Consider the following 23,958-nt stretch of genomic DNA (forward strand, 5'->3'; position numbering starts at 1 on the left):
GACGCGTTCAGGGTTGGCCCCGATTGTCTTCGAGGCATCCTCAGGAATACGCTCGCGCCATCGGCTGTCACCGACTGGCCGCAGCGCGGGGGAGGCGCGATCGTGGACGATCGTGCGAGACGGAACACGCAGGTGCTCGAACTCCGGGTCCACGGCATCGCGAACGCGCCGCCCGCGGTGATGCTCGAGGTCGACCCGACCGACGTGCGGCGTCGGATCGGCGACGACCTCGGCTCGTTCTGGGTCCGCAAGAACGAGGAGCCCGACCCGAAGACCGGGATCGCGTCGACGGAGGCGTACTCCTGGGGTGCGCTCGCCCGCACCGGCGGCACCGCGCTCGCGCTCATCGGCCGTGCCTTCGTGCACATCGGCTGGCTCTTCATCCTGCCGTTCGGCATCTGCAACCTCGCGTACTGGACGCGGGACATCCCTGGCCAGAAGCAGGACTCCGAGGGATGGCGCGGCGGCGACGGTGCAGCGCTGCTCCGCCTGTTCGCGCTCGTGCTGACGTTGATCTACGCGGCGGCGTTCATGACCGTCGCGGTTGACCTGGTCGGCGTGCAGTGCTTCGACGGGAAGACCGTCTGCGCGGTCCTGCCATCCTGGCTCGACGGCCTCAACGGCCTGGACCGCGACGGCCGCGCCGCGCTGCTCAGCCTGGTGCCCGTCGCGGCCATGCTGCTCATCTACCTGATCGCCAGGAGCGGGAGGGTGCACTGGGAGCCGAACCTGAACGCGTTCGCCGAACGGTTCCTCGGCACGCCGACCGAGGAATCGGTCGCACCGCGCCAGCCGGAGAAGCCGGTCACCCGCCCCCTGCTCGCGACCCGCGGATTCTGGACGCGCGCTCGCGCGGGCGCCACGAGCGAGCGACTCCACTTCGCGGGCACGATCGCGTTGGTCGTGTTCCTCCTCTGCTGGGACGGCGTGTTCCAGCCGTTGGGCGGATCGTGCGCCGATCCGGATCGCTTCGTCTCCCTGGGATGCCTCGGTGATGCGATCGCCGCGGGCGGGAGCATCGCCTCGACGTTCTGGATCGGGGTGGCGGCGATGCTGATCCTCGCTGGCGTGGTCATCGGCATCATCTCGGCGTCGGCGTCGCGGTCGGTCAACGGCGACATCGCCAAGCGGGCCATCGCGGCAGTCCTGCTCGCCCTCGCGTGCGCGGCGTACGTCGCCTACCTCGTCATCGCGCTCTGGCCCGCAGGTCCGGCCGCCTCGGCTGAGGCGAGCACGGTCACGGGCGGACCGTTCCTCGGGCTCATCGTGACGCCGACCACCCTCCTCACGGTCGCCCTCGGCCTGGCGTTCATCGGCGGCGCGTGGGGTACCCACGCGAGCCGGGTGCTCTCGGTCACGCTGGTGTCGCTCGCGGGCCTCGCCTTCGCCGTGACGGGGTGGGCGCCGGACTTCGGGTGGGCGCTCACGCTCGGAGGCATCCTGTTGCTGCTCATCCATTTCGGCTCGCTGGTCGGGGCGGATGTCTCGCGCCGACGCCATCCGAAGGCCCAGCACCGCACCTTCCGCGGCGAGGAGCAGCCTCCTCCGCGCCTCTTCGCCGGCGACCTCAGCGTCGTCGGCTGGCGCGGCTTCGGCGCGATGGTCGGCATGCTCGCGGCCCTGCTGGTCGCCATGATCATCTCCAGCCTGCTGGTGCTCGGGGTCATGGGCTGGCTCGGCCCGGCACCGTCGGGTGCGGTGGCGGGCGGCCGTCGCACGCCCGCGACCGAGCTGCTGGGGCCGCTCGTCCCACCGGTCGCCTACGGCCGGTTCGCGGTGGTGCTCACGGTCATCGTCATCGTGATGGGGCTGCTCATCGCCATCGTGCTGCTGCCGAAGCTCGCGGTGATGCCGAAGTTCACGGTGCCGGTGCTCGATCCGCCCGAGGTCCCCGGCACCGACACGCCCTATGGCGGCGTCGTCACCCCGAGCGCCGGGTACGCGGAGCGCGAGGGGTCGGAGCAGCCCGGGCCGGTGCGGCGCATCCTCACGGTCCGGCGACGGTCGCAGTTGCTGCATCGCGGCGAGATCCTGCTGACCTGGCTGGCGTCGCTGTCGGCGCTGGGATTCCTGGTGTTCGCCTCACCGTGGGGCTACGAGGCCATCGCCGGGTGGATCCCCGACGAGATCCGCCACGGTATCCGCGAGGCGAGCATCGCCGTCCTCGTCACGGTGTCCCTCGCAGCGGTCGCCGCGGTCGTGGCGCATGCCTCGACCACGACGGAGCGACCGTTGGCGCTGTTCTGGGACATCATGTGCTTCTTCCCCCGCGCGGGACATCCGTTCGGGCCGCCCTGCTACTCGGAGCGAACCGTACCCGAGCTCAGCGGCCGAATCCGGGCCTGGCTGACGGATGACGCCGACGGGAACGGCGCCGTCCGTGACGATCGGGCGGTGGTGATCGCCGCGTGGTCGATGGGCGGGCCCGTCGCCGTCTCGGCGATCTTCGCCCTGACCGACAACGTGGCGCGCGAGCACACCGACACGATGCGCTCGATCGCGCTCCTCACCTACGGCACGCAGCTGCGGGCGTTCTTCAGCCGCTTCTTCCCGAGCGTCCTCGGGCCCGACGACCTCGGCATCGAGGGGGTGCTCGGGCCGTCGCTGTTCCTCCGCGATCCGTGGAAGCGGCAGGTGAAGCGAGAGTGGCCCGACGTGTTCGAGGGGGCCGGGTCGGACTCGAGCAGTCGAGGCACCACCGGTCGCACGACCGCCGCCACCGGCGTGCCCGCCTCGTCCGCCGACGGGAAGACCGCGACCGCCGAGGAGGAGGAACCGGAGCAGGTCCGCGCCTTCACCCTGCGGAGCCTGCTCGGCGGCGGCGATCGACCCGCGGTCGACGAGCACGTGCGTTGGGCGTCGCTGTGGCGCCGCACCGACCCGTTGGGCTTCCCGGTGCAGGGCTACCGCGCGAACCCGATCGACCGGGGAGCGGTCGAGCGGGCCGCGACGACGTACCTCTGGCAGGTCGCTGCGCATGGCGACTACCCGGGAACGGCTCAATACGCCGCCGCGCGGAAGGCGCTGGTGGACCGGCTGAAGGCGGTGCCGGATCTCGAGCGTTCCGAGCCCGAGCAGGCTGACCGCGGCGCACAGCGGTAGGGCGCGAATGAGGCTCGCACTCCCGCGGACGCGGGAGTGCGAGCCTCATTCGAACGATGTCACCTCCCGCCTGCGCGGGCGGATGTCGTCACTCGGCCTTGCGCGACCGGCGGACGGTCGTGAGCACCACGACGAGCGCCGCACCCAGTGCGATCGCGCCGACCGCGATCCAGATCCAGAGCATCGGCAGGTCGTAACCGGTCGTCGCCGTGCCGGTGCCCGCCGTATCGGCCGGCACCACGGTGAGCGTGGCGGTCGCGACCGACTGGCCGGCGGCGACGCTCACGGTGTACGTGCCCGGTGTGTTCGACGACACCTGGAACGACACGGTGCCCGCAGCATCGGTCGGCTTCGACGCCGTCGCCGCCTTGAGCACCGCGATGGTCACCAGGTCGTCGACGGTCGCGGTTCGACGGCGTACTCGGCGTCAACCCCGAGAACGTCATCGTGCCCGTCTGACCGACGGTGAGCGTCAAATTGGTGCCCTGCCCGACGTAGCCCGTCTCACTGGAGACGGCTGCGCTGGCAGCTGCGGGTACGGCAACGGCCGCCCCGACAGCAATGGCGACAATTGCCAATACCTTGCGAATCATGATGGCCGACCCCCCGGCTTCTTCATTGGATGCGCTCTGCGATGAATACGGATGCCGATCCCCCGATCGACAACACGGTTTTCACCATACGGCAGATTCACAGGAGAGCGCGACCCCTTCAACGACATTTGTTGCTATGAGCGGCGTCGCCGAGACCACCGGGGTCTTCTCCCCCGCCGTGCCGCCGAGGAACCCGAAGCGGTAGGTCGCCGTCTGCCCGGGGGCGAGCCTGGAGACCACCTTGCTCAGCGTGTAGCCCGAATCGGAGGTGGGGTGGTAGCCGACGGGCTGGTCGTCGAGCAGCACTCCGAGGTTGTAACTGCCCCGCTCGCCGTACACGTGGATCGTCGTGGCGATCTGCCCCGGCGGAGTGCCGTGCTCGCCCGCGCCCGTGACGTATGCCGGCAGGCTGGTCGCCGCGTCGGCGGGCGCGTTGTTCGTGAGCTTCACGTGCACCTCGTACAGCGGCAGCCCGTCGTTGCGGCACGTCGTCACCCCGGTCGAGATCTCGACGCCGAGGTAGGTGTCCATCTTCGAGCCCGTCATGTCGTTCAGGTACACGCCGAACGCCTGGTGGTCGGCGTCGCCCTGCGGGAGCGCGCCGGCGAGGGTGGTGCCGTCGAGGATCGCCTGCTCCGAGGCATCCACGTTCCAGACCAGGATGCGGCGCTCGGCGCCGGCCCGGGCGAGCGCCTCGACCAGCTTCGCGGGGTCGGCCGAGCCCGACATGAGCGCATCGAACACCCGGGAGGTGACGTCCTGGAAGACCGCATCGGCGGCTCCCGCCTCATTGCCCGCGTAGACATCCACGAGGAGGTAGGACACGGCGTTGTCGGCCGTAAGTTGGTCACCGTTGGCGAGGCTGATCGGCCCGGTCGCTCGCAGGACGTAGCTCATCGCGACCGGGTCGACGGCGACGACGGCTTGCACCTCGGTTCCGAACTCCCGTTTCCACATCTCACGCGCGATGGTGGACGTGAGCGGGAACTGTGGGGTGAAGTTAACGTCTTGGATGAATCGCGCCGTATTGTCGCCCCAAAGCGCACGAGTCTCCAGGGGGAGGTCCACGACCGGCGGATCGTACTGCGGAAAGTCTCCACTCGATGCCTGTTGCTCCAGGGAAATGGCGCCTTGCTCCGTGCGGACGAGCGCGAGCGACCCCGAGGTTCCCCCGAGCGAGCGCAGTTCGGCGTTGTTCTGGAACAGCACCAACGTTTCGCGGGGCCCACCGGAGCCGAGCATCGCCGGGAGCAGCGTCATCGTCCGATCGAGAGCGTCGAGCGCGTCGGCGGCCGGTGCGATCGCGGCCAGGTACTCGTCGCGTGCGTTTGCGAGCGGTCCGATCACGGCCGCGTTCGATACCTCCGGGCGTAGCACAACGGCCCTCGCGATGGCGAACGCTGCCGCCGCTCGCTGGATTGGTTCCCGCAAATCGATCAACGGTTGGAGATCGATACGACCGTTCGCTGGCGCGAATGCTCCGAGATCAACGCCGGAGGATGCCTCCGCAAGCGGACGGATGGCACCGGATGAGACTTGGTCAACTGATGCCGCGAGGGAATGGAGCACCACGAGGTTCGGCCCCAGTATAGGGAGGGATTCGTACGCCGCCCAGACCGGGTCGCCCGTGAGAGCCGCCGCCGCCGAGGTGTGCACGGCGAGTTCGTCAGCGGCTGCGCGAGCGCCAGAGAGGTCGCCGACGAGAATAGCCCGTTGCGCGAGCTCGGCGACGGGAACCGCGGCCTCCAGTTCCCCCTTGGCGAGGAACGCACGCACCCCAACCCATACGGTCGAGGCCACCAGGAGGACTCCGACCGCCACCAGCGTGCCGGTGGCGATGCGGCGCGCACGACGGCGCACGCGGTCCCGCCGGCGCCGAACGGAGCTCGAACGTCCGGAACGGCGGCGCCTAGACCCATGGACTGACGACCCCGCGCGTATCGCGCTACCCGCCGAATCGCGCGGATCGGACGTCGACGCGTTGGAAAACCCACGCGTCGACTCTGAGCCTGCATCCCCCGAGGTCGGCGTCACGATCAGTAGCGTAGCCTCGGACGCGCAAGCCTCATTCGAACTTCCTCATTCGGGAGTTCGAATGTCAGACTCAGGGAAGAGTTGGGCGATGCGCTGCTTCGGCTCAGCCACGGTCGATTGCTACAGTGAAGGCCACTGTGAGGGGGACATCAGTGGCTCAGCAGCGCTTCAGATCACCATCCGAGATCGCGGTCCGACGTGGCGAGGCACGCGGCCTCGCAATTCGGGGAGATATCTGGTGATCCCGCCGGTGATCAGCATTCTGATGCTCGTGCACAATGCGCCCGAGTACGTCCGAATTGCGATCGATTCGGTCCGTAGGATGACGCACGGCATCCCATATGAACTCGTCGTCCTCGACAACGCTTCTGATGACGACACCGCGAAGCTGCTCGACGAGATGGAGGCGGACGGACGGATCGACGTGCTCCTGCACTCGGCCGAGAACACGCTCTTCGCACGCGGGAACAATATAGCTGCCACGCTGACCGACGCCCGGTCAAAGTACTATCTGCTCCTCAACAGCGACGTGGAGATCCGAAGTGCAGATTGGCTGGCGCACCTGCTGTCGGTCCATCGGCGCGGCGCCACGTCGTACGGACTCGCGTCGGACCCACTCCGTCTGGACGGCTATTGTCTCCTGGTCGACGCCGACATTTACGATCGCTACCCGCTCGACACGGCGCACGAGTGGACGTGGGCCGTAACGAAACAGCAGGCCGCGATGCTCGCCGCAGATCTCAGCGTCCAGGGCTACGCCGGCCATGAGCGCTACCTTCACCACTTCGGGGGAAGGAGTGGGAGCGCCTTCGCGACCGCAAAAGGCCAACATGTGGAGCGCAAGGAGGTGTACTCCTGGTTCGGCGGCCGGAGGCCGGTGGTGCTCGACTTGGACGCCGTCTCGGCCAAGCGGCGTGCGGAGTTGCTCTCGACCGGGATGCGCTTCCAGTACCGCCGGTTCCGACACTTCCTCGGAAACCGGCTACAGTCGGGGCGAGCGTAGGTGGCACGCTCCTCGCGGGCGGCCGCGGGTGTCGCTCACAGTGTCACGCTGGGTTCCGTAACCATCGCGACGAACGTCCTGCTGCTCCCACTCGTGCTGTCGACGGTCGGCGCGTCATCATACGGACTCTGGCTCTTCGTGCTGTCGGTCGCGTCGTTCGCCACCTTCGCCGACCTCGGTGTGAGTTCCGCAGTGGTCCATTACTCGGCGCCCGCCAGGGTGCGTGCCCACCGCCCCCATTACGAAGGGGTTCTGCAGGCGGCCGCATTGATCTCCTGCCTTGCAGCGCTGATCGTGGCGCCGGCGACGTACGCCGTCGCGACTCTGTATCTCGATTCCGAGGGGTTGCAGGGGTCGGTGCTTCCCGTACTCGCTGCAACGGTCGCTGCGGGCGTCGGATTCAAGCCGGGCCTCGCTCTGCTTCAATCGGATGGCAGGTATCTCGTCGAGCGTCGACTCCAACTCCTCAACCCGGTGTTGCGCATCATCGGCACCGTCCTCGTCTGCATCTGGGTGCCCAAGATCGAGGCCATCGCTCTGGTGGAGACGGTGGCGATCTTGGTTCCGTCGCTCGCGGGCAGCGCGCTCGTCCCGTGGAAGCGACTTCTCCGTCGGACCCCATGGCGCGTGCTGAAGGTAGCACTCGCAACCTTGGTGGGCTACGGCACCCGTGCCTTGAGCGTCGCACTCGTGGGGACGGCGCTTATGCAGGGCGGAACGATAATCGTCGGTATCCGCGGAACACCGGCTGACGTCACGTACTGGAACGCGGCATTCCGTGTCTACTTAGCTGCCCGACAGGCAAATGGCTGGGTCGTCCTCCCGTTCCTCCCTGTGCTCACGCGCCTCTTCCGAAACCAACGAACCGCCGCGATGTCGATCGTGGAAGGCGTGACTTCCGCTTCTGTCCTCACCACGATCCTCGGCGTCGGCGCCTTCATCCCTATCTCGTTCCTGGTCGTCGGGATCTGGCTCGGGCCGGCGGTTCCCGGTGCGGAAGTCGCGATCACCATCTCAGTTCTGCTGATTGGACTCGTCCTCAATTCGGTCCACGGACCGCTCTCCATGATTGCGGAGGCCGCTCGACGCCCAGGCCTCTTCCTCCCCCCGCAGGTCTTCTGGCTTCTGGCATTGGTGGTTTCGGGCCTACCCCTCTTCTCGATGGCTGGGATCGTCGGCGTGGCGGTCGCACTCTCGTGGCCGCTGCTCGTCGTCGAGCCGTGGTACCTAGTGCGCGCGCGATCCGCGTTGGGCATACCGCTTCGAGGGTGGTGGGCAAACTGCTTCCGCCCTGGCATTCTCGTCGGCGGCTGCGGGGCCGTCGCAGCGGTCGGAATGTATGTCGCCAACCCGTGGGCGAATACGCCGGCTGGCGCGATCCTCACCTCGGCCAGCTTCGTCGCTGGTTTCGCCGCGGCCAGCGTACTGTCGCGCAAGCTTCTCCCGCTGGCAGCCATCCGGCACGCACTCCGGGCGGAATTGTGAGGGCCGCCTCGACGCGCGCGATCCTCGCATGCGGCGCGAGGGATTCCGACGGCAATACCGCGGGAAACCGGGTCCGAATGCAATTGCGCGCCAAGGGATTACATCACCGAGGGAGTAGGTCGGTTTGCATGCAAGTGATCTTCGATAAACGGTGGAACGGTCCGCATGGGATCGGCCGGTACAGCCGAGAGGTTCTCCGCCGGCTCGCCATCCCCCACGAGTCCCTCAAGCTGCGAAGCCGCGCCGGATCGCCGCGTGACCTGCTCACGGCCCGGCCAGGGGGGTCGAAGAGGCTGGTGTACAGCCCCGGTTACAACGCCGGGCCGGGCGGATACCAGTTGGTCACCGTGCACGACCTCATCCATCTACGCCACGGCTCGGTTAAGCATCGCCTCTACTACGAGCGCGTGCTCCGACCTGCGATCCACCGGATTGGCAGGGTGGTCACGGTGTCGGAGACGTCCCGACTCGAGATCGAGGAATGGTTAGCAGACCCTTCCGTGGTCGTTCATAACGCCGGGAACGGGTGCTCGATCGAATTCAGGCCCATTGCAACCTCGCGACTGCCGGACACCATCTTGTATGTGGGGAATTTGAAACCGCACAAGAACGTCGATGTCGTGCTCCGCGCGCTGAAGCTCGCCTCCGATGTCCGGCTCGTCACGGTGACACCGGATCCCTCCGCCATGCGGCGCCTCGCGGAGATGCACGCTGTCGGACGCCGAGTGACCTGCGAGTCCATGCTGTCCGATGCCGAACTCGCCCGCCGGTACAACTCGGTGGCTGCGACGGTCGTGCCATCCGTCGTCGAAGGGTTCGGATTGCCCGCGGTCGAGAGCTTGGCTTGCGCTACTCCGGTCGTGTATTGGGCGGGATGCACGAGCGTTGCCGAGATCGTGGGTCGAGACGGAATCGCGGTCGATGATTCCCAGGACGCCGAAGGATGGGCGGTGGCGTTCCGAGCCGCGTGCAGTGCTTCCGTCGCCGTCCGCGCACCCGCGACCGCGCGTTACGACTGGAACACCGTCGCCGGCGGAGTCGGAGAAGCGATACGTCAGGCTCAGCGGGACGTGCAGCGATGGAGTGGGATCGAATGAGCGGGATCAACCACGCCGTTATCCTGAACTGGAGGGACGCCCCAGCCACGCACCGCTGCCTCGCCTCCGTCCTTTCTGATGACGGAATCGACGTCGTGTGGCTGGTCGATAACCAATCCGACGGGGAGCTCCGCCCGTTGGCGGACGTGCCACGGGTCCGTCTAATCGAGGTGAAGGAGAATCGAGGATTCGCCTCCGGAGTAAACCTCGGGCTTAAGGAGGCGATCGAGCGCGACGCAACAGCCGTGCTCGTCATCAACAACGACGCCACGCTCGATCCGGGGTCGCTGCTGCCGCTTACTGCGGCCCTCGAGTGCGATCCCACCCTTGGCGCCGTCGCGCCGTTGATCCGCGACGACAGGGACGGGATGTTCGAGGCGGGTTCGACCCTATCATCGACCTGCAAGGTGCGGCGTTCGTCCGATGTGACTGGCAGGACGGACTTCCTCACGTGGGCGTGCATCCTGCTGCGCGCGGACACGCTCCGTGACGTTGGCCTGCTCGACGAAAGGTACTTCATGTACTGGGAGGACGTCGAATTCGGGTACAGGGCGCGCGACCACGGTTGGAACCTCGGCGTCGAGCCCTCCGCCCTCGCGCGACACGCGACGTCCACATCTCATGCGACGGCGGGAGGGGCGATCGCGATGTACTCGGCGGCTGGCCTGGTCACGTTCGCGCGATCGCAGCGCGGAATCCTGCGGATCGCCGGCCTCGGACGGGCGATCGGTCGGCTGGTTCGATCGATCGCGAACCTGGATGCCGAGGGTGCGGACTGGGTCTGGTGGGGGATTCGAATGGGCTGGCGCGCCGAATCGCCGCTGTACCCCACGGTGGACACCGTGGTACGTGAACACGGGGACGTCGGGCGCAGACGAGGAATACGGGGGAAACGTGTCTGACCATATTTTCGCTCCCGGTGGGTTCGACCACCGGAACCGTGGCGATGCTGCCCTCGTCCGTTCGATGGTCGTCTGGATGGGGACGATACTTCCTGGTCGCACCATCACGGTCACCTCGTTCTTCCCCAGCCGAGATTCGGGAGCGTTCGGCGTGCCGGCGATCGACATGGTCACTCGACCGACCTCGCTGTACACTCGCGCGATCGCCGGGGTCCTCCGTCGGATACCACTCATCGGACTTCCCCTTCGGTCCGTGTTCCACGTGCTGCACGTGTCGGTCTGCCTCGCGGCGCTCCGCGTCTGGGTCGTCCTTTTCCACCTCATTGGCCGAGGCACGGTCGGGCTGCTTCCTCGCCATGTCCGCCGCGTGGTCGACGAGATCCTCCGGGCCGAGTACGTCATCACCGTCCCAGGCGGGTACCTCATCGCGCAGCGCCGGACGGATACCGGCTGGCTGTACCACGTCCCCACGCTCGCCTTGGCGCGTTGGCTGCATCGAGCATACGACCTCGGTCCCTGCTCGTTCGGCCCCTTCGTCGGGATCAGCCGCCCCTACGCGCGGTGGGTCTGGCGAAACGCAGGCAGAGTGTTCCTCCGCGAACAGCTGAGCGCGAACCTCGCGCGCGACATGGGCCTCGACTTGACGCGCGTAATTCAGACCACCGATCTTGGATTCTTCCTGGACCCCTCCGACGACGCCGAGCAACCTGCGTGCCTCTCGTCCCTCGCGCGTGCGAAGTCGCACGGGCGGCACCTTTTCGGTGTAAGCGTTCGCGACCATAATTTCCCGTCGGACCGCGACCCTCGACAGGCGCAGGAGAACTACCTTGCCGGGATGGCTGACGCGATTGGGGACCTCGTTGACGCCTTCCCGAACGCCCTGCCGGTGGTCTTCGCACAGACGGCCGACGATGTCTCGGTCTCAAGGGATCTGGCACACCGACTCGAATCCTCGGGGGTCGACCACCTCCTCGTTCTCGAGGACCTCGATCCGCTGTCGTTGATGCTGATGCTGCGTGAGTTCGAGTTGGTCGTGGGCACGCGGATGCACGCATGTATTCTCGCCCTCCGTGTCGGAGTTCCAGTCATCGGCATTGCCTACGAACCCAAGACCCCAGGGGTCTTGGACACCGTGGGACTCGCCGATTGGTCCATCCCGATCGAATCGGTTCACCTCGGCGCGCTCGTCGAGCGGCTTCTGTCGAGATGGGCGTCCCGCTTGAGCGATGTGGAGCGAGCTCGCGTTGGCGTCGATCGTGCGCGAGCGCAACTGCTTGAACTCGCGGATGAGTTCGGCGCCGCGATGAAGAGAGCCCGATCGTGACGGCAACGAACGCTAGCAATCAGTCGGACTCGCGTCGGCAGATCCACGTGCTGCTGCCGGGAGCATCGCGTCATCCGGTCGGCGGCTACAAGGTCGTCTACCAGTACGCGAATGTGCTTGCTGAGCGTGGCGAAAAGGTTACGCTCTGGCACACGACCGCTTTTTTCGCCGCCTCAGATCCTTTCCCGCCGCGGGTGTTCGCGAAATCGTCGCTCCGCCGGCTCCTAATGTTGCGGGACGGATCGCGAATCGCACCCTGGTTCGAGGTCGACCCTCGGATCGACTTACGCCTAACTGCGCTGCGGCCTCGTCCGCGGCTCACGCGTCATGACCTCGTCGTCTCCACCGCAATCGAGACCACGCCGTGGGCGAATCGTTTGGCCTTCCGGGCGCACGCCAAGTCGCTGGCGTTCGTCCAACATTTCGAGGATTGGGCCGCAGGTGAAGCGTTCGTCCTCCGGAACTTGGGCGCGGCGGACGCCCGAATCGTCATCGCCCCCTGGCTCCAGGAAAAGTTGGATGCGGCGGGTATTGATTCCGTCATGCTCCCGAACGCGATGGACGTCCATTCATTTCCGACCGGGCCACCGCTGGACGATCGGGAATCGATGGTGCTGTCACTGATGTCACCGATCGCGATCAAAAGGCCTGACCTCGTGATCGCCGTGTTCGAGCACCTGCGCGAACGTCATCCGCACTGGCGGTTCTCAACCTTCGGCACGGCGGGTCGACCGCAGGCGTTACCGGAGTTTGTCGAGCATTGGCAGGACCCGACGCCGCAGGCGCTTCGCGACCTGTATCAAGCTGCCGCGGTATATCTTTGCGTAAGCGACGCGGAAGGCTGGCACCTTCCTCCCGCCGAAGCGACCTTAAGCGGCTGCGCGGTCGTGAGCACAGATATCGGGGGAGTTCGGGCTTCGATGGGTGAAGACGCACTCTACGCCCCGCCCGGCGACGCGATCGGCCTGAGTCTCGCCGTCGAACGTGCGATGCGCGAACGAACGGAGGCGAACGCGCGGATGCGCTCCGCCAGGGATCGCCTTGCCTCTACTAGCATCGAGGCGAATGTGCAGCACCTGCTCGAGATCGCATTCGGGTAGACCGCGAGGGTTTCGCTTGGAGTCGAAAGTGAACGGCCGTACACGCACCGCTTCATCCCCAACCCGCCGATCGGGCCTTCTGACTTTGCTGTGCATCGCAATCGGGCTATCGATCGCGATTCCCAAGGCGGGTGTAAAGGTCGATGGGATTCCATTGACCCTGGCCAACGCGGGGGTCGGACTCCTGCTGATCGCCGCACTCAGCGTGTTCCTCATCGGGGGGAGGACCCCGAGAAACATGCTGGTCCCCGCGATCGCACTAATGAGCACCTACTTCTTCCTGCGATTGGCGTTGAGCGGCGCGAATGGCGTTGCAGTCGTCGACCTTGCGGTCGCACTCGTCGTCGCGCCCCTACTGGCCATCGCGGTACTAGGAATCGTGAAAGATGAGGCCGGATGGCACCGCGTCGCGAAGTGGATCTTCGTCGCCTATTGGGTGGTGCTCGCGTACGCGGGACTACAACTTCTCCTTGGCAGCGACGTCGTTGCCGTTCCCGGCTTCACTGTCAATCTGACCGACTACCAGGCCGGAGGATCGACGTGGTACCTCGACAAGAACAACGCCGTCGGGTCGTCTGTGAAGCTCTTCTCGACCTACCAGAACGGAAATCTACTTGGGGTGAATCTGATCCTGCTCTTCCCGATCGCCTTCATGGTCGCAAGGCGCTCGAAGCTTCTCTTGCTCCTCAGCTTCACGATTGTCGCCTTCCTGACCCTGTCCCGCGGCGTCTGGCTGGGAATTCTCGTGACGTTCGTGATCATGCTTCTCCGTCGGGCACGAACAGTGCGGGATGTGCTCGCCCGGTATTCGCTCATGCTCGCCGTGCTCCTCACCGTCCCGATCCTCTTCGTCGTCGCGCCTCAGGTCCTCGACCGATTCGTCCAGACCGACTTCGACGACTGGCTGGCCGCAACCGGGCGGACGCAATCCGCCCTCGACCTCGTGCAGAGTGCATCGACCAACCCGTTCACGTTGATCTTCGGCCCGCAGGGCATCGCCGACTACGTCGGGGGCGCCTTCGAAATCACGATCGCCGCGATATTCGAGGCGGGTGGGCTCATCGGGGTTGCCTTGATCACGGGCGTGGTCCTCATCGGGCTTCAGGAGACGTGGGCCGGCAAGTCCGAGCTCTCGATCGCGATCTTCGCCGGGCTAGTGGCGTACATGATCACTTCGCTGGTCGAGGGGGCGTTCTGGCTTCCGCCCACCGCGATCCTGTTCTGGTCGCTCCTCGGCCTCGGAGCGGCGATCCACACAGCGCAGACACTGGACTTCGGACCGACGGCCAGGCTCGTATCAAACTCCGCCCGACTACACCGATGGTGAGTCACGTGCTCGTCCGCGTGTGAGTGGAGTGCCATGCCAGAAGCCGGTGGTCGAACTCAGCGGCGTCAAATCGGCGAGCATCGACCTGCATTCGGGATCGGTCCACCCGCCCGGCGGCTCGCAGCGCAGACCGCGATTCAGCCCAGCCCTCCCCATCCATCGCCACGCCGCCACTAATCGCCTCGACCGCCTCATAGGCACCTCCGCGACGGTTCACGATCACCGGCGTTCCGGCAGCCATGGCCTCGACGGGCATTATCCCGAAGTCCTCGACAGCGAGGAACGCGAAGACCAGCGCACGTTCATAGAGGGCATACAGCAGCTCCGAGGACGGCGAATCGACGATCCGGACGTCGACCGAGCAGCGGCTCGCTAGGTTTGCCAGATTGTCCCGACCCGGTCCCGCCCCCGCGATCACTGCCGGCGTTCGGTTCGCTTCCGCGATGAGCATTACCGCTTCGAGCCGCTTGTAGCTGACGAATCGCGATGCCCCGAGGATGAACTCGCTGGGAAGGCGATCAAGCAACTCCAATTCGCGTTCGGTCAGCCTGCTGAGCCATTCCGAACGATGCTGGATCGTGCGGACATCAACGGGCGGATAGATTACCTCGGCCTCGCGTCCCCACGCCCTTCGGATACGCTCAGCAACGAACCAGCTGTTGGCTGCGAGCGTCGTCGATTCGCGCGCGCGTCGCGCGTCGATGCCCCGTAGAGGCACGGACGCCACACGTGCCATCATCGACCGACCTCGAGGATCGAGGGAGCTCGCCCAAATGTACCGTGCCGGTGTATGCGTATAAACGAGCTTCGGGATCGCCGGTTCGGATCGGCGCACCCGAACGTGATGCGCGAACGAGTGCGAGCTCACCAGGACCCAGTCCGCCTCCTCCTGCCGAGTCCTCCAGGCGACTGCGGTCATCGGCAGGGCGAGAGCCTTCGAAGTACGGAACGGGGTCTTAGCGAGCCAAGTCTCGCGGATGGTGGTGCTCGCGAAGCGCTCCCCTGCGTTATTCCAAAGACAGAGAACGTCCGCGTCGGGGAAGGCTCGCACCATGCGTTCGAGCACGTTCTCCGACCCCCCCGTTCGCTCAATCCACTCGTGGACGATCAGTCCTGTCATCAGACCGCATCCTCGCCCGGCATCAGCACCGCCCGCGCCGTGCGCGCCAGGATCGCCACGTCGCCCGTCAACGACCAGTTCTCCACGTAGTACAGGTCGATGCGGATCGCATCCTCCCAGCTCAGCGACGACCGCCCGCTGACCTGCCAGAGCCCGGTCATCCCGGGCTGCACGAGCAGTCGGCGATGCGCGGCGCGGTCGTAGAGCTCGACCTCGTCCATCACCTGCGGTCGCGGGCCGACGAGGCTCATCGATCCGTGCAGCACGTTGAACAGCTGCGGCAGTTCGTCGAGCGAGTACTTGCGCAGCCAGCGACCGACGCGGGTGATCCGCGGGTCGTCCTTCACCTTGAAGAGCGGGATCTCGCCGGTGTGCTGCTGCTCGAGGAGGTCCTTCAGCTGCGACTCCGCCCCCACGCCCATGGTCCGGAACTTCAGCATGCGGAACGGCTTGCTGTGCCGGCCGATGCGCACCTGCCGGAAGAAGACGGGGCCGGGCGAACTCGCCTTCACGAGGCAGGCGACGACGAGGAGCACCGGGAAGATCAGCACGACCAATGCGAAGGCCGTGACGAGGTCGAACACGCGCTTCGCGACGAGCTTGCGACCTTCGAACCGCGGTGTCTCGATGTGCATCAACGGGAGTCCGGCGACGGGGCGCGTGTGGATACGCGGGCCGCCGATGTCGATCAGGCTCGGCGCGACGACCAGGTGCTCAGAGCCGGCGTTGAGCCCCCAGCTCAGTTCCCGCACCCGCCCGGGGCCGAGTTCGTCGGCGCTCGTGATGACGATCGTGTCGGCGCCGAGGTCGCGCATGACGGCGAGGGGCTGCGTGATCGACGGGACGACGGGCACGCCCGGTGAGAGGACGTGATCGGCTGCGCCCGGCACGCACGCACCGACCACGAGGTATCCCGCCTCGGGCGTCCGCTCGAGTTCGCGGCCGATCGCCCGCACCGAGTCGACCGAGCCGACGAGCATGACCCGGGAGGCGAACTCCCCGCGCCGGCGCATCACGCCGAGCCACTGCCGCCACATCCACCGCGAGAGCAGGAGCACGACCACCCCGAGCGGGAAGGCGATCAGGATGTATCCGCGTGCGACGTCGACCTTGAACAAGAATGCGACGATCGCCACGGCGCCGAACAGCCGGAGCGCTCCGGTCGCGATCGCCCGGTACTCCTGGGTCCCCACCCCGAGCACCCGAGGCGAACGCGTGTCGAACAGCTCCAGCGCGAGCATCCAGCCGGCGACAATCGACAACGACACGACGGTGTAGCTGACCGCGATGTCGTCGCTGCGTCCGCTGAATCCGGTCGCGGTGCGATTCAGGCCGAGCCAGGCGATCTGGGTTCCGAACACGACCCAGATGAGCACGAGGAGGTCGGTCACCCGCACCCGGCCCGCGAGGCGAGACGGCCAGTCGGCCGCTGTCGACCGCCAGGCGAGAGCCGGCCTGAGCGCGACCACGTCAGCCCACCGTCTCCTTCGGTGCGTATCCGTAGCCGTACCCGTATCCGTATCGCCCGTAGGCGTAGGCGTCGGGTCCCTTCGCGGGCAGCATGGTGAGCACCACGCCCGAGACCGGGGCATCCACGTTCTGGAGCACGTCGAACGCGCCCTTCACCTGGCCGCGGTGCGCGCGGCCGGCGGCGACCACGAGGATCGCACCGCCGACGGCCCGCGAGAGAAGCGCGGCATCCGTCACCGGCAGAAGCGGCGGCGCGTCGAACAGCACGACGTCGAAGACCCGGTCGAGTTCCGCCACCACCTCGCTCATCTTGCGCGAGCCGAGGAGCTCGGAGGGGTTCGGCGGGACGCGTCCTGCGGGAAGGATGTACATCTCGTTCCGGCCCCAGCGTTGGATCACGTCCTGCAGCTCCGCGTTGCCGATCAGCAGGTCGGTGAGTCCGACGGCGCCCTCGATGCCGACATAGGCGGCCACCTTGGGACGGCGCAGGTCCGCGTCGACGAGCAGCACGCGCGATCCGGCGTCGGCGAGCGCGATGGCGAGGTTGGCCGCGGTGGTCGTCTTGCCCTCCGACTCGATGGAGGAGGTGAACGCGAAGGAGCGCTCCGTGCGGCCCGGCTCGAGGAACTGGAGATTCGTGCGGAGCGCCCGGAACGACTCCGCGCGGGGCGAGTGCGGGTCGGCGTGCACGATGAGCGGGCGCTCGGGAGCCTTCGGGTCGAAGACGATGCCGCCGATGACCGGGGTGTCGGTGATGAGCTCGACATCGCGCTCGCTGCGGATCCTGGTGTCGAGCGTCGCGCGCAGCACTGCGATGCCGATGCCCACGGCGAGGCCGACGAGTCCGCCGAGCACAAGGTTCAGGGGGACGTTGGGGCTGAACGGCGTCTGCGGTACGGCGGCATGCTGCACAAGGGTCAGGCGAACCGGTGAGGCGGCTTCCTCGGAGACCTCGGTCGTCTCCACCGATTCCACGACTTTGGTCAAGCTTTCCGACACCCCAGTAGCTATCTGGGCGGCCAAGGCGGGGTCCCGATCCGTCACGGCGATCGCGATGATCGTCGTGTCAGGCAGGGCTGCGGCCGTGACCTTGCTCGCCAGCGCCTCCGGCGTGAGGTCGAGCTGGAGGTCGCTGATCACCGGCAGCAGCACGATCGGGGTCGTCGCCAGGTCTGCGTAGGTCTTCACTCGCTGCTGGGTGAACGTGCTCCCCTGCTGGAGTTCGCCGATCGTCGACCCGTTCGACGTCGAGACGAACACCTTCGCGGTGGAGTTGTAGAGCGGGGTCTGGGCGATGGAGTAGGCGGCACCCGCAGCGATCCCGAGGAGGACGGCAGCCAGGATGATGATCCAGTTCTGTCGCAGGATGCGGATGTAGTCGTTCAGCTCCACGTGCCCCCCAGCGCGCTCGGACGGCCACGCGGGCCGCCTCCATGGCCATCATCGTTGCAACGGAGTGCATGCCGACGCAAGCATTCGCAGTAATCCGCGTCGCGTGTCGGGCGTTCCGCGCGACCGCTCACCACGTCGCCCCGCGATCGCCGGAGCGCCCCACGATGCCGTCCCCGACGACCCAGACCGTGGTGCCGTTCTCGGAGATCGCGAGCGCGGGACCTCCGCCGTTGATCGTTGCCGCCGCCAGGCAGCCTCCGGGCGTGCCGACGACCCCGGCGTCGTCCAGCCCGGCGACCTGCACCCCCGCGCAGCCGCCCTGCCCCTCGATCAGGACGAGCGTCGACTCGCCGTCATCCGCGACGGCGGCGAGGCCGCTGATCGGCTCCGAGACCTGCCAGGTGCCCCCGCCGTCCTCGGTCACGGCGACCCGTGCGTCCGTGCAGGCGACGGCGACCGAGGCATCCGTCGCGGCCTCGACCTGGACCGGTGCCGAGCACGGCGTGAACGTCCGGCCGTCGGGGGCGACCACCGCACCGGCCGACAGCCGCCACGGCTGCACCCCCGTCAGGAACTGCCACTCGATGCCCTGCACCCAGCTCCGGTACCGGCCGGGCTGGCACGCGGCATCCCCGGCGAGAACGTCGACGATCTCCTCGGCGGACGGCTCGATGCGGATGACCCCGAATGCGTCGCCGACCGGCACCGCCGACCAGGTGGCGCCCCCATCGGTCGTCACCTCGACCGCTGCCGGAACCGCCGGGCACTCCCCCGCGGGCGCTCGATACGCGATGCGATCGTCGAGCGCGGCCAGCACGAGGCTCGGCGCCGCCATCGCGGGCGACGGGCCCGACTCGGTCGAGGCACCGGCGTCGGGGGCAGCGGATGGTTCGGGCGTGGGCGTCGCGGTCGACGGCGACGCGGGCGCCCGGGTCTCGGATGCCGCGCCGGCGTCGAAGACCGGTGGCACGACCGCCGGCTGCCGGGCGCCCGCGGCGAACGCCGCCCACACGAGCACCAGGTCGACGACGATCAGCACGCCGATGCCGACGATCGCCAGCGACCGCGCGCGGGATCCCTGCCGAGGAGGCGGATTCGCCCGGCTAGCGGACACCGGTCCGTCCGAGCGGCACCGCCGCCAGCGCGCGGACCACCTGGTCGACCGCACGGTCGATGAGCGATGCCGCCACGTCGTAGATGCCCGGCCCGCGCCCGTAGGGGTCGACGATGTCGTCGTCGGCGGGTTCGAGGGGTGGCGGGACGATCCCGCGTGCTGCGGCCACCGCCGCGACGTACTCGACGAACCCGTCGACGGGCTCGGCCGCGCCGGCCGCGGCGAGCCGGCTGAACTCGAGGAGAGTGAAGCTGCGCCGGATGGCCCGTGGTTCGAGCCGTGCCACCGCGGCGCGATGGGCACGCGTGGCGGTGAGGACGAGGTCGACGTCGCGGAGCATCTCCGCCGTGACCTCGACCGCGATGTGGCCGCTCGGGTCGCCGCCGAGCCGGCGGGACCTGGCGGCGGCTTCCTCGGTCATCGGCGCACCGACCAGGGCCGCGGTGCCGGCGCTGGAGACCGTCGCGTCGACGCCGGCCGCGGCGAGCCGAGCGCGCAGCACCTGCTCCGCGATCGGCGAACGGCAGACGTTGCCGGTGCATACGACGAGTACCCGGACCTCCACGATGTCCCCCCACCACTCCGTTGCGCAGTGCCAACCTAGCGCGGGAACCGTCGGCGCGGTCGGCACGGGGACGCGCGTCCGGTTCGCTACGCTCCCGGTGTGGCATCCAGCCCCGGCTCCACGGGTTCGGCGGTCGCCCGCGGCGACCACGCATCGGCGCGCCGTCGGTTCGCGGATGCCGCGGCCGGGCTCTTCGCCGCGATCGTCCTCATGCTCGGCTGGCAGTGGGTCACGCGCACGTGGATCGTCGACCCGGCCGTCCAACTCGCAGGCGCCTACCTCGCGGTCTGGGCGCCCCTCGTGGCGGCGACGGCCATCGCCGTGCGGCGGCACGGCGCCCGGCTCGGGCTGCGGTTCCGCTGGCTCGACGTGCTGTGGGGGCTGGGCGCGGGGCTGCTGGCCCGCGGAGCCGTCACGCTGATCGAGGCGGCGGCGACCGGCGGCGCCGGCCTGGTGACGATCGACCCGGGTCCGACGCGCTGGCTCACGCTCCTCATCGTCCCAGTCGTGCTCGCGCCGGTGATCGAGGAGACGTTCTTCCGGGGACTCCTGCAACCGGTGATCCGGGATCGCGCGACCGTGGCCGGCGCCGGCCGGCGCGCCGCCACGGTCATCGGCATCGTCGCGAGCGCCCTCTGCTTCGCGCTGCTGCACGCACTCGACGCGACCAGTCCGACGGCGGCCCTGATCGTGTCGGCCGGTGCGGCGGTCATCGGCCTCGCCTGCGGCATCCTCGCCGCGACCACCGGGCGCCTCGGCGGTGCGATCATCGCCCACGCCACCTACAACGCGACCCTGCTCGCCCTGCTGGGCTGAACGCGCGCGAGGGCGCGCCCTCAGTGCCGCCCGTTCAGCACCCCGCCCGATTCCTGCAGGTAGCAGACGCCGCACAGCGACTCGTAGGTGACCTCGTGCGCGCCGCTTGCGCTGAGCTCCGTCGAAGCGTCGATCGCGACCTGGTCGCCGTCGAACACGTAGCGGCCGTCGATGCGGCGCCCGTTGAAGATCGCCTTGCGGCCGCACCGGCAGATCGTCTTCAGCTCCTCGAGCGAGTGCGCGACCTCGAGGAGGCGGCGGCTGCCCGGGAACGCGACGGTCTGGAAGTCGGTGCGGATGCCGTACGCCAGCACCGGGATGTCGTCGATCAGCGCGATCCGCAGCAGGTCGTCGACCTGGTCGCCGGTGAGGAACTGGGCCTCGTCGATGAGCAGGCAGCTCACGTCGCGACCGGTGCGCTCGATCACGCTCGTGCGGTACGGCTGGAACGCGTCGAGCACCGAGTCATCCGGCCCGATCGTGAAGTCGACCTCGCGCGTGACGCCCAGCCGCGACACGATCTCGCGGTCGCCCTTCGTGTCGACCGACGGCTTCGCGAGGAGCACCTCGTGCCCGCGCTCCTCGTAGTTGAACGCCGCCTGCAGCAGGGCCGTCGACTTGCCCGAGTTCATCGCCCCGTAGCGGAAGTACAGCTTCGCCATCAGTCGATCCCGTAACCAAGTTCCACCCGGACATTCTCCCCCACCTCGACGCGGTCGACGGTGATGCCCGCCGCCCGGCCGAGCGGGGCGAACCACTCGAGGCGGGCGACGTCGGGTTCCAGCAGTCCGGTGCGTGCGGCGACGACGATGCGGCCGCGCCCCGGCACCTCGGGGTCGTCGCGGCGCACGAGCACGTGCGCCGACGCGATGCCGTGCTCCGACAGCCACATCATCAGGCCCGTCACGAGCACGCGCTGGTCGTCGCGCAGGCGCTGCGCCTCGGATGCCTCGTCGTCGACGATCACGTCGACGTCGCGCCCGAGCCGCAGCTCGGTGGCGAGCTCGTCGAGCCACGTCGCCTCGGCGCCGGCGCGCACGGCGCTGCGGAGCGCCTCGACGAGTTCGCGCGCCCGGTCGGCGTCGGCGACCGTGATGCGATCCGACGTCATCACGCGGGCGAGGAACGGCAGCACCTCGCCGCGCAGTACCGACACCGCCGACGGATGCCCCGCCCGGTCGAACTCGTCCGCGGGGTCCCCGCTCCGGAGCAACCGGCGATTCGCGGCCCGCTGCGTCGACAGCAGCGTCGCCACCGCCGTCCACGAGTACACCGCCGCGGCCGCGCCGAGCCCGAGCGCGATCGTCGCGCCCGCCAGCACCAGGATCGGCAGCGGCGCCGCCGACCACGTGTACGGCGCCGCGCCCACGACGAGGATCGACAGCACGACCGTCGCGACCCCGCCCGCCGCGGCGAGCGCGCGCCACGTCGCGTACGGCGCCAACGCGAGCAGCAGTACCCCGATCACCGCCGCCCCGTAGTCGTCGGAGAGGTACCGGTTCGCGCCGATCGTCGACAGGTACTCGGCGATCGCGGCGGCCACGGCGAGCACGATCACGAGCCACAGCCGCTCGACGGTGAACGGCGCGCGGCGGCCCGACGTCGAGCCCACGGCGACCGCACCGGCCGCCGCGACGAGCAGCACGCCGAGCACCGCGGCCGGCATCGACCGGATCTCGTTGCCGTGCGCGATCGTCAGCACGAGCGCGAACACGGTCACCGCGGCACCGGCGGCGATCACGAGCGGGCGACCCGTGACGTTGGCGATCGGGTCGAGGTCCTGCTGGGTCAGGTCGCTGCTCATCGGGCGCTCCTCGGGCCGGAGTTCCCGGGCGCGCCAGGCGCCCCGGGCGCGCCAGGCGCCCCGGGCGCGCCACGTCGAGGCGGCGCCGCGTGATCGCTCCGGCGGCCCGGCAGCGGCATCGAGATGACGATCGTCGTGCCGACGCCCGGCGTCGACCACAGCCGCACCGTGCCGCCGACCTGCTCGATCCGGGCCCGGATCGACACCCGCAGGCCGATGCGGTCGCCCGGGACCGCCGCGATGTCGAAGCCGCGACCCGAGTCGATGACCGCCGCCGTGACCTCGCCGCCGCCGACGCCGACGACCACCTCGGCGTCGACCACGCCCGCGTGCCGCGCCACGTTCACCAGGCACTGCGAGATCGCGCCGTCGAGCGCGTCGACCTGCGGGGCCGCGAGCATCGAGATCGCCCGGAAGTCGCCGGTCTCCTCCACGGCGACGCCCGCGTTGATCGCCGCGAGGTACGCCCCGGGCAGGAGGTGCAGGCCGCCGCGCACCCGGTGGGCGGGGTCGTGCAGGCGGGCGGCGTGGGGCGGACGGGTGGCGTGGGTCGGGTGGTGCGCGGGGTGGGGCGGATGCCTCGGCCGGTCGGTGCTGGCGGCGGCGTCGGTGCTCGCCGGGGCTTCGGCGCTCGCGACGCCGTCGGTGCTCGAGGTCGGGCCGCCCGGGATCGCGGCGGGGGCCGATGTCTTCGAGCCGGCCGACCTCGCGGCCAGCGGCTCGGCGAAGCCGAGGCCGCCCGAGGCATCCGCCCCGCTGTCGACCATGTGGCCCGAGACACCGGCGTCGAGCGCCCCCGACGCCCAGTCGCGCCCGATGATCCGGGCGAAGTCACGGCGGATGCCGCTGCGCAGGCGCTCGTCGACCGGACCGGAGCCGGCCGCCGCGATCTCGAGCAGGTGGTCGAGGGCGGTGTCGTGGAGCCTCGTGAGCGCGAGAAGCTCGCGGCCGCGCCGGGACTCGACGGCCCGCGCCTTCACGCCGGCGTCGTGCAGGCGCGACCCGCCCCGCAGCCGCACGCGCCGGCTCACGGCGTCGTGGCCGCGGGCGGCGAGCACGATGGCGAGCACGATGAGGGTCGGCACGTTGACCTGCCAGTCGCTGCCCGCCACGACGGCGCCCGTGAACGCCGCAGCTTCGCCGAGGCCCCAGCCGACGAGCGCCCAGGCGACCCCGATGAGCGGGCTCGCGCCCGTCGTCGTGCCCGCTCCGCTCACCAGCACGAGGGCCGCCATGGGCAGCGCGACGAGCACGTTGTTCGTCGAGAGGAACAGGTCGCCGCGCCCCAGCACCGCGACCGTCACCACGAACACGACGGCCGCGCCCACGAAGAGGTAGACGAGGGTCGCCGCGATCGTGGGCCAGCGATGCACGACCACGAGGGTCGCGGCGAACGCGAGCAGCACCAGCGCCACGCCCCATGCGGGCGACGTCACGTCGCTCAGCGACGACGCGACCGTGATGAGGATGCCCGAGGCCAGGCTGACGGCGGCGCCAGCGTGGGATGCGTTCGCGAATCCGTTGGCCGCGGCATCCGACCCCATGGCGCGGGGCAGGCGGAGCGACATCCGATGTTCCCCTTCCGCTCGTGCCGTGTCCCCCAGCGGAACCGCATCGTCGTGGAACCGCCCCCCGTCTCGGATTATGGCATCGACGGCGAAATGGAGGAAGGCTGCCGTATGGCGGAACGGTGTCGCCGGGCGGAGCGAG

At 68.8% G+C, this 23,958-nt stretch carries 19 protein-coding genes; 9 read left to right on the plus strand and 10 right to left on the minus strand.

The genetic code is table 11. From position 1 onward, the window contains the following. The first annotated feature begins 102 nt into the window (after positions 1-102). A complete protein-coding gene (locus ACGGZK_RS17250) occupies positions 103-3,102 on the plus strand; it encodes a hypothetical protein (RefSeq protein WP_395243848.1) in 3,000 nt (999 codons plus the stop codon). A gap of 88 nt (positions 3,103-3,190) precedes the next feature. Here ACGGZK_RS17250 and ACGGZK_RS17255 read toward each other — a convergent pair whose 3' ends face one another. After that, positions 3,191-3,490 (minus strand): hypothetical protein, encoded by a 300-nt coding sequence (locus tag ACGGZK_RS17255; protein WP_395243849.1) that lies wholly within the window; start codon positions 3,488-3,490, stop codon positions 3,191-3,193. A 286-nt stretch (positions 3,491-3,776) separates the two neighbouring features. Then, positions 3,777-5,495, minus strand: coding sequence for a DUF4012 domain-containing protein (locus ACGGZK_RS17260; RefSeq protein ID WP_395243850.1), 1,719 nt, complete (start codon positions 5,493-5,495; stop codon positions 3,777-3,779). Between the two features lie 472 nt (positions 5,496-5,967). Here ACGGZK_RS17260 and ACGGZK_RS17265 point away from each other — a divergent pair, with 472 nt between their 5' ends. The 7 genes from ACGGZK_RS17265 to ACGGZK_RS17295 all read left to right on the plus strand — a co-directional run bounded on the left by ACGGZK_RS17265 (position 5,968) and on the right by ACGGZK_RS17295 (position 13,967). After that, a complete protein-coding gene (locus ACGGZK_RS17265) occupies positions 5,968-6,732 on the plus strand; it encodes a glycosyltransferase (RefSeq protein WP_395243851.1) in 765 nt (254 codons plus the stop codon). After that, complete coding sequence (locus ACGGZK_RS17270) at positions 6,733-8,217, plus strand: lipopolysaccharide biosynthesis protein (protein ID WP_395243852.1); 1,485 nt, start codon at positions 6,733-6,735, stop codon at positions 8,215-8,217. Between the two features lie 128 nt (positions 8,218-8,345). Further along, positions 8,346-9,314, plus strand: coding sequence for a glycosyltransferase family 4 protein (locus tag ACGGZK_RS17275; protein ID WP_395243853.1), 969 nt, complete (start codon positions 8,346-8,348; stop codon positions 9,312-9,314). Continuing rightward, positions 9,311-10,216, plus strand: a complete 906-nt coding sequence (locus ACGGZK_RS17280; protein ID WP_395243854.1) for a glycosyltransferase family 2 protein — start codon at positions 9,311-9,313, stop codon at positions 10,214-10,216. Before ACGGZK_RS17275 ends, ACGGZK_RS17280 begins: the two co-directional genes overlap by 4 nt. Further along, positions 10,209-11,540 (plus strand): polysaccharide pyruvyl transferase family protein, encoded by a 1,332-nt coding sequence (locus ACGGZK_RS17285; protein ID WP_395243855.1) that lies wholly within the window; start codon positions 10,209-10,211, stop codon positions 11,538-11,540. Before ACGGZK_RS17280 ends, ACGGZK_RS17285 begins: the two co-directional genes overlap by 8 nt. Next, the gene (locus tag ACGGZK_RS17290) at positions 11,537-12,640 is read left to right on the plus strand and encodes a glycosyltransferase family 4 protein (RefSeq protein ID WP_395243856.1); all 1,104 of its coding nucleotides are present in this window, start codon (positions 11,537-11,539) and stop codon (positions 12,638-12,640) included. Before ACGGZK_RS17285 ends, ACGGZK_RS17290 begins: the two co-directional genes overlap by 4 nt. A 16-nt stretch (positions 12,641-12,656) precedes the next feature. Further along, the gene (locus ACGGZK_RS17295; RefSeq protein ID WP_395243857.1) at positions 12,657-13,967 is read left to right on the plus strand and encodes an O-antigen ligase family protein; all 1,311 of its coding nucleotides are present in this window, start codon (positions 12,657-12,659) and stop codon (positions 13,965-13,967) included. Between the two features lies 1 nt (position 13,968). Here the strand turns inward: ACGGZK_RS17295 and ACGGZK_RS17300 are convergent, their stop codons facing one another. The 5 genes from ACGGZK_RS17300 to ACGGZK_RS17320 all read right to left on the minus strand — a co-directional run bounded on the left by ACGGZK_RS17300 (position 13,969) and on the right by ACGGZK_RS17320 (position 19,628). Next, a complete protein-coding gene (locus ACGGZK_RS17300; protein WP_395243858.1) occupies positions 13,969-15,087 on the minus strand; it encodes a glycosyltransferase in 1,119 nt (372 codons plus the stop codon). Further along, entirely contained in the window at positions 15,087-16,478 is a 1,392-nt protein-coding gene (locus ACGGZK_RS17305) for a sugar transferase (RefSeq protein ID WP_395243859.1), read from the minus strand. The genes ACGGZK_RS17300 and ACGGZK_RS17305 overlap by 1 nt, the downstream gene beginning before the upstream one ends. A 79-nt stretch (positions 16,479-16,557) precedes the next feature. Continuing rightward, positions 16,558-17,949 carry a polysaccharide biosynthesis tyrosine autokinase gene (locus ACGGZK_RS17310; RefSeq protein WP_395243860.1) on the minus strand — a complete coding sequence of 464 codons (1,392 nt, stop codon included), beginning with the start codon at positions 17,947-17,949 and terminating at the stop codon, positions 16,558-16,560. 127 nt (positions 17,950-18,076) lie between these two features. Then, the gene (locus tag ACGGZK_RS17315) at positions 18,077-18,988 is read right to left on the minus strand and encodes a hypothetical protein (RefSeq protein WP_395243861.1); all 912 of its coding nucleotides are present in this window, start codon (positions 18,986-18,988) and stop codon (positions 18,077-18,079) included. A gap of 64 nt (positions 18,989-19,052) precedes the next feature. Next, entirely contained in the window at positions 19,053-19,628 is a 576-nt protein-coding gene (locus tag ACGGZK_RS17320; RefSeq protein WP_395243862.1) for a low molecular weight phosphatase family protein, read from the minus strand. A 99-nt stretch (positions 19,629-19,727) separates the two neighbouring features. On the opposite strand from ACGGZK_RS17320, the gene ACGGZK_RS17325 reads away from it, so the two are divergent. Beyond that, complete coding sequence (locus tag ACGGZK_RS17325; RefSeq protein WP_395243863.1) at positions 19,728-20,444, plus strand: lysostaphin resistance A-like protein; 717 nt, start codon at positions 19,728-19,730, stop codon at positions 20,442-20,444. A 20-nt stretch (positions 20,445-20,464) separates the two neighbouring features. Here the strand turns inward: ACGGZK_RS17325 and ACGGZK_RS17330 are convergent, their stop codons facing one another. From ACGGZK_RS17330 to ACGGZK_RS17340, 3 genes are read right to left on the minus strand one after another with little or no spacing between them, the layout of a single operon-like run. After that, a complete protein-coding gene (locus ACGGZK_RS17330) occupies positions 20,465-21,106 on the minus strand; it encodes a thymidine kinase (RefSeq protein ID WP_395243864.1) in 642 nt (213 codons plus the stop codon). Further along, positions 21,106-22,248, minus strand: coding sequence for a hypothetical protein (locus tag ACGGZK_RS17335; protein WP_395243865.1), 1,143 nt, complete (start codon positions 22,246-22,248; stop codon positions 21,106-21,108). Before ACGGZK_RS17335 ends, ACGGZK_RS17330 begins: the two co-directional genes overlap by 1 nt. Beyond that, entirely contained in the window at positions 22,245-23,816 is a 1,572-nt protein-coding gene (locus ACGGZK_RS17340) for an ATP-binding protein (RefSeq protein WP_395243866.1), read from the minus strand. The genes ACGGZK_RS17335 and ACGGZK_RS17340 overlap by 4 nt, the downstream gene beginning before the upstream one ends. Between the last annotated feature and the right edge of the window lie 142 nt (positions 23,817-23,958).

The sequence above is a fragment of the Agromyces sp. MMS24-K17 genome (genome assembly GCF_043950245.1).
Taxonomy (GTDB): domain Bacteria; phylum Actinomycetota; class Actinomycetes; order Actinomycetales; family Microbacteriaceae; genus Agromyces.

What these genes read in the sequence shown, in the direction of transcription:
- ACGGZK_RS17275 (WP_395243853.1), top strand. Translation starts at nt 8,346, where the DNA reads ATGCAAGTGATCTTCGATAAACGGTGGAACGGTCCGCATGGGATCGGC.
- ACGGZK_RS17280 (WP_395243854.1), top strand. Translation starts at nt 9,311, where the DNA reads ATGAGCGGGATCAACCACGCCGTTATCCTGAACTGGAGGGACGCCCCA.
- ACGGZK_RS17300 (WP_395243858.1), bottom strand. Translation starts at nt 15,087, where the DNA reads ATGACAGGACTGATCGTCCACGAGTGGATTGAGCGAACGGGGGGGTCG.
- ACGGZK_RS17330 (WP_395243864.1), bottom strand. Translation starts at nt 21,106, where the DNA reads ATGGCGAAGCTGTACTTCCGCTACGGGGCGATGAACTCGGGCAAGTCG.
- ACGGZK_RS17335 (WP_395243865.1), bottom strand. Translation starts at nt 22,248, where the DNA reads ATGAGCAGCGACCTGACCCAGCAGGACCTCGACCCGATCGCCAACGTC.
- ACGGZK_RS17340 (WP_395243866.1), bottom strand. Translation starts at nt 23,816, where the DNA reads ATGTCGCTCCGCCTGCCCCGCGCCATGGGGTCGGATGCCGCGGCCAAC.